This is a genomic window from Peribacillus sp. N1, assembly GCF_054600815.1.
Map to the genome: position 1 here is coordinate 199,131 of NZ_BAAHZO010000002.1, position 12,417 is coordinate 211,547.

Annotated in this window: 11 protein-coding genes; 1 reads left to right on the plus strand and 10 read right to left on the minus strand. The window is 44.8% G+C overall.

What is annotated here, in order from left to right:
* Positions 1-10 precede the first annotated feature (10 nt).
* From ACYP5M_RS09400 to safA, 7 genes are all read right to left on the minus strand, one after another.
* Entirely contained in the window at positions 11-217 is a 207-nt protein-coding gene (locus tag ACYP5M_RS09400) for a DUF2905 domain-containing protein (RefSeq protein ID WP_137020415.1), read from the minus strand.
* Positions 214-1,212, minus strand: a complete 999-nt coding sequence (ruvB, locus tag ACYP5M_RS09405; RefSeq protein WP_034308811.1) for a Holliday junction branch migration DNA helicase RuvB — start codon at positions 1,210-1,212, stop codon at positions 214-216. The genes ACYP5M_RS09400 and ruvB overlap by 4 nt, the downstream gene beginning before the upstream one ends.
* 11 nt (positions 1,213-1,223) lie before the next feature.
* Entirely contained in the window at positions 1,224-1,838 is a 615-nt protein-coding gene (gene ruvA / locus ACYP5M_RS09410) for a Holliday junction branch migration protein RuvA (protein WP_101222771.1), read from the minus strand.
* 343 nt (positions 1,839-2,181) lie between these two features.
* Positions 2,182-2,682: an intercompartmental signaling factor BofC gene (locus tag ACYP5M_RS09415; protein WP_230176806.1), complete on the minus strand. Its 501-nt coding sequence runs from the start codon at positions 2,680-2,682 to the stop codon at positions 2,182-2,184.
* A 109-nt stretch (positions 2,683-2,791) separates the two neighbouring features.
* On the minus strand, positions 2,792-3,391 hold the full coding sequence (locus tag ACYP5M_RS09420) for a YhcN/YlaJ family sporulation lipoprotein (protein WP_157831014.1): 600 nt from the start codon (positions 3,389-3,391) through the stop codon (positions 2,792-2,794).
* A gap of 102 nt (positions 3,392-3,493) precedes the next feature.
* Entirely contained in the window at positions 3,494-4,312 is an 819-nt protein-coding gene (locus tag ACYP5M_RS09425; RefSeq protein ID WP_459734977.1) for a phosphotransferase, read from the minus strand.
* Between the two features lie 118 nt (positions 4,313-4,430).
* Positions 4,431-7,244 (minus strand): SafA/ExsA family spore coat assembly protein, encoded by a 2,814-nt coding sequence (gene safA, locus ACYP5M_RS09430; protein ID WP_459734978.1) that lies wholly within the window; start codon positions 7,242-7,244, stop codon positions 4,431-4,433.
* A 367-nt stretch (positions 7,245-7,611) separates the two neighbouring features.
* Between safA and ypfJ the strand changes: the two genes are divergently transcribed.
* Positions 7,612-8,457 (plus strand): KPN_02809 family neutral zinc metallopeptidase, encoded by an 846-nt coding sequence (ypfJ, locus tag ACYP5M_RS09435; RefSeq protein ID WP_434167488.1) that lies wholly within the window; start codon positions 7,612-7,614, stop codon positions 8,455-8,457.
* 411 nt (positions 8,458-8,868) lie between these two features.
* On the opposite strand, the gene nadA is transcribed toward ypfJ, so the two are convergent.
* Genes nadA through nadB form a run of 3 tightly spaced genes read right to left on the minus strand, consistent with a single transcriptional unit; the run spans position 8,869 to position 12,387 of the window.
* Complete coding sequence (gene nadA, locus ACYP5M_RS09440) at positions 8,869-9,975, minus strand: quinolinate synthase NadA (protein ID WP_459734979.1); 1,107 nt, start codon at positions 9,973-9,975, stop codon at positions 8,869-8,871.
* Positions 9,972-10,823 carry a carboxylating nicotinate-nucleotide diphosphorylase gene (gene nadC / locus ACYP5M_RS09445; protein ID WP_230176802.1) on the minus strand — a complete coding sequence of 284 codons (852 nt, stop codon included), beginning with the start codon at positions 10,821-10,823 and terminating at the stop codon, positions 9,972-9,974. The genes nadA and nadC overlap by 4 nt, the downstream gene beginning before the upstream one ends.
* Entirely contained in the window at positions 10,804-12,387 is a 1,584-nt protein-coding gene (gene nadB / locus ACYP5M_RS09450; protein WP_459734980.1) for an L-aspartate oxidase, read from the minus strand. Before nadB ends, nadC begins: the two co-directional genes overlap by 20 nt.
* Positions 12,388-12,417: the final 30 nt, after the last annotated feature.

Genomic DNA, 12,417 nt, shown 5'->3' on the forward strand with positions numbered 1-12,417 from the left:
GCTGTAATCATTATTTAAAACGGCCGATCAAATAAAAAATCGCGGACAATACAACACTGACGATGATTGATGTAACGATGGGAAAGTAAAACGTCGTATTCCCCTTTTTCAGAAAAATATCTCCCGGCAGCCTGCCGAGACTGATATATTTCATCGCAAAACCAATCACGAATATAATCACACCTAGAATCATAACCATCTTTGGTATATTCATCATTCAGGCATCTCCATTCCGAAATGCTCATAAACAAGCTGTGTTGCCATCCGGCCTCTTGGGGTACGCTGAAGAAAACCGACTTGTAACAGATATGGTTCATACACATCTTCGATCGTATGTGCCTCTTCGCCAATCGTTGCAGCAATCGTTTCCAGACCCACGGGCCCGCCACGGAATTTTTCAATAATCCCTTTAAGTAATTTATGGTCAATATGATCGAGTCCTAAACGGTCGACCTGCATTAATTCAAGCGCATAATCGGCAAGCTCGGCCGTTATCGTACCATCACCGCGTACCTGGGCGAAATCCCTGACCCTCCGTAAAAGCCGATTGGCTATTCTTGGTGTGCCCCTTGATCTTCTTGCAAGCTCTGCCGCTGCTTGATCATCCATTTCCGTATCCATGATTCTTGCAGTACGGATGATGATATCAGTCAAATGGTTTTCCGTATAATATTCAAGACGGCTCAAAACGCCAAAACGGTCCCTGAGCGGTGCAGAAAGTGAGCCTGCACGTGTCGTGGCCCCTACGAGGGTAAACGGCGGCAAGTCGATCCTGATCGAACGGGCTTCCGGCCCCTTACCGACTACAATATCCAGACAGAAGTCCTCCATAGCCGGGTATAGCACTTCTTCAACGACACGGGGAAGACGGTGAATCTCATCAATGAACAATACATCACCAGGTTCAAGTGCACTCAAAATGGCCGCCAGATCTCCCGGCCGCTCAATGGCGGGACCGGAAGTCGTGCGGATATTCACACCCATTTCATTGGCGATGATGACGGCAAGCGTCGTCTTTCCAAGGCCAGGCGGTCCATATAAAAGTACATGATCGAGCGTTTCTTCACGCATCCTTGCCGCTTCGATATATACACTTAAATTCGCTTTCACTTTATCCTGTCCGATATATTGCTTTAAGTTTTGCGGCCGCAGGCTTTGTTCAAAGGACAGTTCGTTCAAATCGGCTTCCTGATTGAATATTCTCTCCTCCATTGCGCCACTCCTTATCTTAACATCATTTGCAATGCTTTCTTAATATATTGCTCGGTCGTCATATCTTCAGCCTGCAATTTCTTGGCAACCTTTTGGACTTCCTTTTCAGAATAACCAAGAGCCTTCAATGCAAGAACGGCTTCATCCAATTCCTCTGTATAACCATTTGGACTTAGTGCAGCCGTGACGCCTTCGTTAAACAAGCTTGGAAACGCATCCGGAATTATATTCTCAAGTTTCCCTTTTAAATCGAGGATCATTTGCCTTGCCGTTTTCTTTCCGACTCCCGGGAATTTCACCAAAAACGATTCATCTTCATTTTCGATTGCCTGCACCACCTGATCAACCTGGCCTGATGCCAATATGGCTAGAGCACCCTTCGGCCCGATTCCGGTTACATTCAATAATTTTGTGAATAACGCCTTTTCTTGACGAGTCTGGAATCCATATAATGCTGCCATATCCTCACGAACATAATGATACAGGTAAACTTGAATTTCTTTCTGGTATTGAGCGGAAAAAATAAAAGGATTCGGCGTCATCACTTGATATCCGATCCCCCCATTTTCCACAACTATGTATTCAGGCCCAATATAATCGACCTTGCCTTTTATATAATCATACAAATTAATTCTCTCCCTGATTTTGCTGTACCTCTCATTTTATCATAAAAAGGGGGTGTTGTTCATTAAAAGTTATTTCATAGTCTGCAAAGTCCTTTCACATTACTTCCGGTGTCATTGTCATCCATAAAACAATGTTAATTGGAATGGGTATGCGAGACTCCTGCCGGAAATACGCGTCCAAGCGAGACCCCACAGGCAGAAAGGCTCCGAGAGCGGACCGCCCGCAGAAAGCGAGTGCCTGCAGTGGAAATCAACAGTTAAATTGTAAATATAAAAAAACTGTAGACAAACTCCATTATTATCGAGTTTATCTACAGTCTGAAGGATCGGATATCATCCCACCCTAGTTTACCGAATATGGCTCATATTCTTTAATAAGCTGTTTATATTGGTCTTTATTCATGATCGGAATCCCTTTTTGCAGTTCCTCCTGCTTGTATGCTTCTAGTTTACCAACGTCTATTTGGTAAAAAGTATGAATGATCTTGGCATGCTCAGGCCTTCCGATAAAAATGGATAACGTACCATCTTCCCTCATACCAAGGTAACCGTTCGCTTTTAAGAGCGGAGATATGTCATTTTCAATTTTCTTCATGACAATCTGCTCTTCATTTTGATCGACTACTTTCCATCCTTCATATTTTGACCAAAAGTCCTCCATCGACCAAATGGTTTCTGTCAATTTCTCTTCACTTAACTCGCCATCCAGATACATACGCTGAAGAATGACCTTCCTCTCAATTGGATCATTTTCCTTTTGAACGGTTTCTTCGGCAAAAACGGTTAAGCAAAATGGCAATATGAAAAGCGTCATGAAAAATTGGATTCTGAGTTGATTAATCAATATACTCACCTCTTAAGGCGTTTACTTTTTATGTAGTTTGACCCAAATAAGGATTATTAACCAGAAAAAAATCAAAAAGAGCTGACTCCATATCGGGTCAGCTCACTAATTATTTCAAGTGATTTTCGTGAATGTTAAGGTTATCGAACATGTCATTGGCATCTAAAATGATCATTTCCCTCGTGTCGCCATCCCGAAGATTGTTATCAAGTGTCATCGTCCTGAAATAGACACCTTCATCTGTGGTGACATATAGGGTACGGCCATTGGTAAGCGGTCCGATTTCCTTCTTGATTCTTTCTTTAACATCTTTTGCTTGGCTGTAGTCATCAAGCAGCAAGGCTACCAGCATTTCGTCTTTCATGATGATCGTCCTGGTATCGATGACCGGCTCCACTTTATTGGCGACACCATTGACTTTGTCTGCTAAAGCGCCTTCATAAGAATTATAATAAGATGATCGCGCCTTAAGCGGTTTACTCTCATGTCCATGGTAGTTACGGTCACTCTTACTGTACGCATCATCTTTATTGTATAAACCTTGCACCATATTCTCATAATTGATGTTGCGAACCAATGCATCTTTTTCATGGTATCCTGTATCATTCGTGATATTTTCATTTTCCGCTGTATCATTATTAGCACATCCAACCAAACTGACGGCGGCCAATACCGTACAAAGCGGCTGTGCCCATTTTATTTTCTGCACCAATAACCCTCCCATTGCAATTGAATGAGCTATATTACGCTCATAATTAGCATGGGTGTCGAACGGGAAATGTACTCTGTAAGATACGGCCAAAAACCCGTATTAATTCCTATTAAGGGAAGAAATCCTTTTTGCCAATTTTTCATTCATCGTCATCCGCTCCGAAAAACCTTCCACGGACATTTTCCAGACCGAATGAAGCTGGGAAGAACTTTTATTAAGACGATTCCATTCACGGAAAATATCGGTAGGATAAGTTAAAGCATATAAAAAGGCCGGGTCTGACTCATACCTTTGCAATTGCGGCAATTCCCACAGATCGGTGGCCGCATCTTCCAAATGATGCGATATTCGATTTGCATACTGTAAATAATCAATGCACCTCGGGGCATTTGCCATTAGGTCAAAATCGATTAAAGTCAAAGTGCCATCCGCTCTGCGCAAGAAATTATGGTGGGCACAATCACCATGAATGATTACTTTCTTTTCCTTATTCCATAAAGACTGATTTTTATCAAACCCCTCTAGCGCCCATTCACCCCATCTAATCCATTCCTTGATAATATCTTCGGAAACATATTGGCGAACATAAGAAAAGTTCTTTTTAAAAAGTGATAAACGTTCTTTCCACTTTTTGTATTGATTGAACACAGGCGCGTTAATGGAGAGATGTTCCGACACATCATGGAAGCTTTCCAGTAACTTAATTCCCTCTAAACGGTCCTTATGATTGGAATATCTGAATTTTTTCTTACTCGGCGGAAAATAGTCCATACTCCCATACCATTTCCCTTTAAATTCAAAGGGCATTAAATTCTGATGAATATAATACGTTTGATGAAAACCCTTTTGTTTTAACAAAGAAGTCAATTCCCTTTGCCGATCCCACTTTTCAAAGCTGTCGAATCCTTTAAGGATCATTGAATGACCCTTTTCAAAAGTTATTAAATAGACACTGCTTTGAATATGGTGGACATTCCTTGGCTTACGATTTAAATAAGAGAGGAGACGAGTGTTAAAAACACTGTCTCCTTGATAATTAGTAGTCATCGCTTTCATCTACATATGTCGGTATCCCAAATGTTTCAGGCGCACGAACTCCCCCGAATTGGCCTGGCTGGCCACCCATTTGTCCAGGTAACATAGCTTCAGGTTGCCCCCCTAGCTGACCGCGCATCATGTCCGGCTGACCACCAAATTGTCTAGGCATCATTCCCGGCTGGCCTCCGGTTTGACCGCCCATCATACCTGGCTGGCCTCCGTTTTGATCGCCCATCATCCACGGCTGACTTCCATTTTGACGGCCCATCCACGGCGGACCTCCGGTTTGACCGCCCATCATCATACCTGGCTGACCTCCATTTTGGCCGCCCATCATCATGCCTGGCTGACTTCCGTTTTGGCCGCCCATCATCATACCTGGCTGACCTCCGTTTTGGCCGCCCATCATCATACCTGGCTGACCTCCATTTTGACCGCCCATCATACCTGGTTGACCTCCGTTTTGACCGCCCATCATGAATGGAGGACCTCCATTTTGGCCGCCCATCATCATACCTGGCTGGCCTCCGTTTTGACCGCCCATCATCATACCTGGCTGACCTCCATTTTGACCGCCCATCATACCTGGCTGACCTCCGTTTTGGCCGCCCATCATCATACCTGGCTGACCTCCGTTTTGGCCGCCCATCATCATGCCTGGCTGGCCTCCGTTTTGGCCGCCCATCATCATGCCTGGCTGGCCTCCGTTTTGGCCGCCCATCATCATACCTGGCTGACCTCCGTTTTGGCCGCCCATCATCATACCTGGCTGGCTTCCATTTTGGCCGCCCATCATCATACCTGGCTGGCTTCCATTTTGGCCGCCCATCATCATACCTGGCTGACCTCCGTTTTGACCGCCCATCATGAATGGAGGACCTCCTAATTGAATCTCTTTTATTCCTGGTAGACCTCCGTTTTGACTGCCCATCATCATGCCTGGCTGACCTTCGTTTTGGCCGCCCATCATCATGTCTGGCTGACCACCGTTTTGGCTGCCCATCATCATGTCCGGCTGACCTCCGTTTTGGCCGCCCATCATCATGTCCAGCTGACCTCCGTTTTGGCCGCCCATCATCATGTCCGGCTGACCACCGTTTTGGCTGCCCATCATCATGTCCGGCTGACCTCCGTTTTGGCCGCCCATCATCATGTCCGGCTGACCTCCGTTTTGGCCGCCCATCATCATGTCCGGCTGATCACCGTTTTGGCCGCCGCCCATCATCATGTCCGGCTGACCTCCGTTTTGGCCGCCCATCATCATGTTCGGCTGACCACCGCTTTGGCCGCCCATCATCATGTTCGGCTGACCACCGCTTTGGCCGCCCATCATCATGAATCCTTCATATTGAGCCGATTCTACTGACTCTTCTTCATATTGTTGCATCTCTTTCTCCATTTGAGACTCATTAAGCGACATCCCTTGGTATGGGGCCTGTTGCTGCTGTGACTGAACGGATTGATATTGGTGATAATCTGGATGGTGATGTGCATTGGTATCCATTTTTTGGTTCCCTTGATACTGTCCTTTCACTTCCGGCCCATAAGTTCCAAGTAACCCCTTATTACAGCCGCAATCTTCCTCTTCCTCTTCCTCACCGGCAGCCTGGTTATACTGCTGAGGGAAGTTATAGTTATTGTTGTATGAAGATGGCGATTCGCCTGGTGACTCATAATCTTGCTGCATATATGAACCTGCTACTTGTGCTTGTTGTTTCATCCCTCCATAGTAATGGTGCGGAACCGGTGCGGAGGCTTGATATGGATATTGTTGCTGGCTTGGTATATTCATGCTCGCCCCTTGAACGAATCCTTGATCCATCATTTCCATGTCAGGGGATTCGCCCCAAATATCAGAGCTCTCTTCCATCATATGATAACCATATGTTTCCGGAGCCGTCTGATACCCTGGAACTCCTTGATACGGAGCTTGCATATGCATCTGCGCCCACGGTGGCGGCTGAATGCAATAACCGCTTCCGGGCAAAATTGGTGTTACTGGAATACAATCATCCACCGGCTCAATGTATTCCTGTGCTGGCTGTACAGCTGGCTTTTTCTTCTTTTTAGTGGCTACCGGCTCTTCTTTTTTCTTTGGTAAAGGTGGTGGTGCAGGAGGCTTTTGCACACTCATATTGGTCATGTTGACCATATAGTAATTATTGATATCGATTTCCGGAATCACCGGCATGGGCACCGGAATTTCTTTTGGAACGATTTTTTGCTTTTCTTTAATGATTGGCTTTGGCTGAATGATCTGCTGCTCTTTCTTAACTGGTTTTTCCTTCACTGGCTGTTGAACGATTGGTTGCTCTTTTATCGGCTGTTGATATTTCGGCTGTTCTTTTACCGGCTGCTGAAATTTCGGCTGCTCTTTCATCGGCTGCTGAAATTTCGGCTGCTCTTTCATCGGCTGCTGAAATTTCGGCTGTTCTTTTACCGGCTGTTGATATTTCGGCTGTTCTTTTACCGGCTGCTGAAATTTCGGCTGTTCTTTTACCGGCTGTTGAAACATCGGCTGTTCTTTAACAGCCGGTTTTTGCATAATTGGCTGCTCTTTTATAGGCGCTGGCTGAGCCTGGTACGGTTGAATTTGGGATTCTTTAATTCCCGGTTGAATATTCACGTTTGGTTTAGCCGTTTCTTTTATTACAGCTCCGGATGTCCCTGGTATTTTAATTTTCATTCCGGGCATCATCATATCCGGGTTGCTCAATTGCGCGTTAACTTTTTTAAGTTCTTCAAAACTGACGCCGTATTTTTTGGCGAGTTTCCAAAGTGTATCGCCTTTTTGGACTATATGAATTTTCACGCTGTTAACCCCTCCTGTGCATATGTCCATATATTCTATGAAGCAGTGGGTGAATTGCTATTATTTTTATCATGAAAACTTATGCTTGAAAAATGACATTTATGATTGGATCAATGATTTAGAGAAATGGAAGGTACTTTTTTGGAGAGGAACTAAATGATATGACATCTTCAAAAAGGAAATTTAATTGGGACCATTGCCTTCATTCTAAAAAAAGGAGGCAATGGCTTTTAGGTTTGAAGCCATCATGTTATGAAACGCTTCTTTCAAACTTCTGTCTAAACTCAGGGTAATCCGGGTATAAGAAAGTAAATGACCTAAGGCTTTGTCTTCAGGTACTTATCTTACATCCCTGGGGGGAATAATAATGAAATGGAAAGGTAGACAGGGCAGCTCGAACGTCGAGGACAGAAGAGGCATGAGCGGAAAAGGCATGGCCGGAATCGGCGGAGGAATCGGATTGGTAATTGTCTTGATCGTGACGCTTCTTGGCGGTAATCCTAGCGAATTGTTAGGCAGTTTGAATTCTACTGAATCGAACAATGGCAGCACTTATGTCGAGACTGATGAAGAGAAGGAACTTGCGCAGTTCGTATCTGTCGTCCTTGCAGAAACGGAGCAGGTCTGGACAGAAGAATTCCGAAAAAATGGACTGGAATATAAGAAACCGAACCTTGTCCTGTATTCAGGCAGTGTCGAATCGGCATGCGGAATGGCAGCTTCTTCCGTAGGGCCATTTTATTGTCCGGGTGACATGAAACTATATATTGATCTCAGCTTTTATCAAGAGTTGAAGCAAGAGTTCCAGGCACCTGGTGATTTCGCCATGGCCTATGTTATTGCCCACGAAGTCGGACATCACGTTCAGACACTTTTAGGGACAACGGAAAAGGAAATGCCCGATCGTTCACAGGTCAGCGAGACTGAATATAATAGGTATTCTGTCCGTCTTGAACTACAGGCCGATTATTTGGCTGGAGTTTGGGCACATCATGTCCAAGGAGAAAATTTGCTTGAAAAAGGCGATCTTGAGGAGGCCTTGAATGCAGCAAGTGGTGTGGGGGATGACCGTATCCAAGAAAAGGCGCAGGGGTATGTGGTTCCGGACAGCTTCACGCACGGTACATCCGAACAGAGAAAACGGTGGTTCAATAAAGGTTTTAAATCCGGGGATATGAATGAAGGCAATACTTTTAAAGCGAGTAACCTTTAAAAGTTCTTACCTGTTTAGATTAAAAGAAAAAAGGGGGGCTTATCCCCCCTTCAGATTGTAGACAAATTCGAAGAAAAGCGAGTTTGTCTACTTTTTTCATGTTAAAAATTGCAGTTGATTTCAGAAATCCGCTCCCTTTCCGCCGACTGTCTGCCAAGCGTCTGTAGGGTCTAGGCTAGTCAGCTATTCAGCAGGGGTGTCGCAAATTTCTTCAATCCTGTGAGGTTCAGCTAAAACAGTAAAAATACATGGATTACTCGGTCTTGTTTTAAAGTCATGGCAATAATTCTTTGATAAAATTGTAATAGGGATATGGGACAAAACCATTCCAATCCACATCAAGCGGACAAACTCAAAGGGGTATTGCCCCTCTTTTTCTTATGATCCAAAGTCTTTTTAGAAAGCACTGACTCAAACGCGTTCCAGCATTCTGTTTAAAGCCAGGATTGCATTATCCGCAATGTTCTTCTCCACTTTGATCGGATTGATGATTATACCTTCTTCAATGGATTCAAGTGCCCACAGCAGGTGAGGCAGATCAATTCGGTTCATCGTAAGACATGGACACATATTCGGATTTAACGAGATGATGTTCTTGTCAGGATTATTGGCGATAAGTCGCTTGACAAGGTTCATTTCCGTTCCGATTGCCCAGGAACTGCCTGGTTCGGCTCTTTCGATCATATTGATGATGTACGATGTCGAACCCGCATAATCTGAAAGGGCGACTACCTCACGGCGGCATTCGGGATGAACGATGATATTCATTTCAGGCTGCTCCGCTCGAAGCGTTTCAATATTCGTTGTGGTGAAATTTTCATGGACTGAACAATGTCCTTTCCAAAGAAGTACCTTCAGATCTTCGAGCTCCCCTTCATAAATCAATTCATCCTTATGCGGATCCCAGACAGCCATTTCATTCAATGAGATGCCAAGATCAAAGGCTGTATTCCTCCCAAGATGCTGATCGGGAAGAAAAAGGATCCTTTCCTTTTGCGAAAGGGCCCACGAGACCATCCCTTGTGCATTGGAAGAAGTCACTGTCGCCCCGCCATTTTTACCTACAAATGCTTTGATGGCCGCGGTGGAATTAACATAAGTTAGCGGAAGGATCGTATCGCCAAATAAATCCTGAAGCTTTGTCCAAGCCCGTTCCGTTTGTTCAATATCCGCCATATCCGCCATGGAGCAGCCTGCACGCATGTCAGGAAGGATAACCGTCTGCCCTTCTTCCGTCAAAATATCAGCTGTTTCAGCCATGAAATGCACACCGCAAAACACGATATAATCCGCTTCGCGATTTTGCGCTGAAAGCTGAGCCAATTGAAGTGAATCTCCCGTTGAATCCGAAAATTGAATGACTTCCTCCCGTTGATAATGATGACCTGGGATATAAAGGCGGTTCCCCAGTCGTTCCTTAATGTCCCGGACCCGATTCTCCATCTCTTCCTTTGTCATCGTTTTATACGTTTTAGGCAATGCATTTCCTGCTGTTTTAGCCATTTCCAATATGTTCATTTCAATATCCCCTCACATTCTTTGACCTTTGCGCTAATATCAAGTGCCCTTACACTGTGGGTCAAGCTGCCCAACGAAATATAATCTACCCCTGTTTCCCGATATGAGGCTAGATTGTCTAAATTGATCCCTCCAGAAGCTTCAGTTATGACGTGGGCGGGAACCAATTTAATCAGTTGCTTGATTTCTTCTGGGCTTCGATTATCGAACATGATGATATCTGCACCGGCTTCCACTGCTTCAAGCACCTGTTGTGGCGATTCCGTTTCCACTTCCACTTTAGTGGTATGTCCCAGTTTGGATTTTACCGTTTGAACCGCTTTCGTTATGGACCCAGCGAAAGAAATATGGTTGTCCTTTATCATGACTGCATCATACAGACCATTTCTGTGATTGTATGCCCCGCCGGAACGGACCGCATACTTTTCAAGCATCCGCAGGCCAGGTGTAGTTTTCCTCGTATCACATGCTCTCGTCTTCGTCCCCGCTAAAATCATGGCAGCTTTATTAGCCTGTGTAGCAATGCCGGACATACGCTGCACTAAATTCAAAACGACCCGTTCCCCTTTTAAAAGAGATGCCATATCGCCGGTCATTCTTGCAAGCTGCTGTCCTTCTTCAAAGACTTCGCCATCTTGAACAAAAAGGAAAACCTCGATTTGCTCATCCAATAATGCAAATCCCGTCTTGATGACGTCCCCTCCACTAAAGACCCCGCCTTCTTTTGCGATGAATGTCAAAGACCCTTGTTCACCTTGATCGAAAATCGTATCACTCGTTACATCGCATTCCCCTATATCTTCCAATAAAAATTGTTGCAGCATCTGCTTAAGCTTCAATATATTCATATAGTCGTCTCCCTTTCACTCGGTTTTTCACATCGGTGCAAGCAAGGATAACCGAATTTTCAAGCCATTTGGCGTCATCTTCGCTTGGATAGTCACTGCGGAAATGACCGCCCCTGCTTTCCGTTCTGGTCAATGCGGATTCGGCAATCAGCCACGCCACTATCATGGCATTTATTTTCGTTATTTCGTCTATCGTTAATTCCGTTACTTCCAAATGCAGCAATTTTTCGATATTAAATGTCTCAAGATAATCCTTCAGTCGAGTTAATCCCGCTTCATCTCGAACGATTCCCGCTTCGTTCATTAATTTTTCCTGCAATGTCGTGAGATCAGGTAAAAAGGTAACCGGACTGGAACTCTTGGACTGCTCTTTTTCTTCCTGTATCGCCCTTGCCGGCACTTTAGCAAGGAAACGGCCAAGTGTATTTCCAAAAACCAGCCCTTCGAGAAGTGAATTGCTTGCCAATCGGTTTGCACCATGTACACCCGTGCACGCTACTTCACCAACAGCAAACAAAGAAGGAACTGAGGTCTGCCCGAATTCATCCACTTCAATTCCTCCCATTAGAAAATGGTTTCCAGGTGCAACGGGGATTTTCCCCGATTGAAGGTCCAGCCCGCTTTTTTCACATAATGAGCTCACTGTCGGAAAACGAATCTTAAAATCCTTAATCATCGAAATATCCAAAAATACCTTTTCACCGCGCTGCAAATAAGAAAAAATCGTTTGTGCCACAATATGCCTTGGAGCTAGATCCTTCAAGCTATGGACATCCTCCATGATCGGCCTTCCCATTTCCGTCACTAATCTCGCACCATCCCCGCGGACCGCTTCTGAAACCAGCCCTTGCGCTTTGCCATTTACAAAAAGCAGGGTCGGATGGAACTGAATGAATTCCATGTCACGAACTTTTGCCCCGGCCTTGAATGCAAGTGCAATTCCATCACCTGAAACCGTTTGTGAATTTGAAGTGAAATGGTATAGGGAACCACAGCCGCCTGTAGCCAAAACCGTCTGTTCAGCATGATAGGCAGCAAGATTACCTGCCTTATCAAGTGTTTTGACCCCTATGCAGGAATTATCTTTCCCGATGATCAACTCCACTGCAGCAACATTCTCCAGCACAGTAATCGATGATTTTTTCAAGCACCCTATAAGATGTTCCATCATGTACTTCCCGGTAGCATCTCCGTGACTATGGAGGATTCTTCGTTCACTGTGGGCGCCCTCCATGCCAAGCAATAGTGTTCCGTCATGATCATGGTCAAATCGCATACCCGATTCAATAAGTTCAGCTATTACAGAAGGTGCCTCTTCGACGAGTTTTTCCACTGCCTTCACCTTGTTATAACGCTGACCAGCCGCCAGCGTATCTTTTTTATGTAAGGATACTCTGTCACGATCAGATATTGCAGCAGCAATCCCGCCCTGAGCTAAATAAGAATTGCCATGACGGATATTTGATTTTGTGATGAGTATCACATGCTTATGTTCACTTGCTTCCAATGCCGTTTTCAAGGCAGCAATACCGCTGCCTATCACGATGATTTCCGCTTTTACCATTATTTCATTCCTCCTGTTTATGACAGGTGT

Excerpts from the sequence above, each read along its gene's own strand:
- nadC (WP_230176802.1), bottom strand. The coding sequence starts at position 10,823 with ATGAATATATTGAAGCTTAAGCAGATGCTGCAACAATTTTTATTGGAA.
- ACYP5M_RS09400 (WP_137020415.1), bottom strand. The coding sequence starts at position 217 with ATGATGAATATACCAAAGATGGTTATGATTCTAGGTGTGATTATATTC.
- ruvB (WP_034308811.1), bottom strand. The coding sequence starts at position 1,212 with ATGGAGGAGAGAATATTCAATCAGGAAGCCGATTTGAACGAACTGTCC.
- nadA (WP_459734979.1), bottom strand. The coding sequence starts at position 9,975 with ATGAACATATTGGAAATGGCTAAAACAGCAGGAAATGCATTGCCTAAA.
- ACYP5M_RS09425 (WP_459734977.1), bottom strand. The coding sequence starts at position 4,312 with ATGATCCTTAAAGGATTCGACAGCTTTGAAAAGTGGGATCGGCAAAGG.
- ypfJ (WP_434167488.1), top strand. The coding sequence starts at position 7,612 with ATGAAATGGAAAGGTAGACAGGGCAGCTCGAACGTCGAGGACAGAAGA.
- nadB (WP_459734980.1), bottom strand. The coding sequence starts at position 12,387 with ATGGTAAAAGCGGAAATCATCGTGATAGGCAGCGGTATTGCTGCCTTG.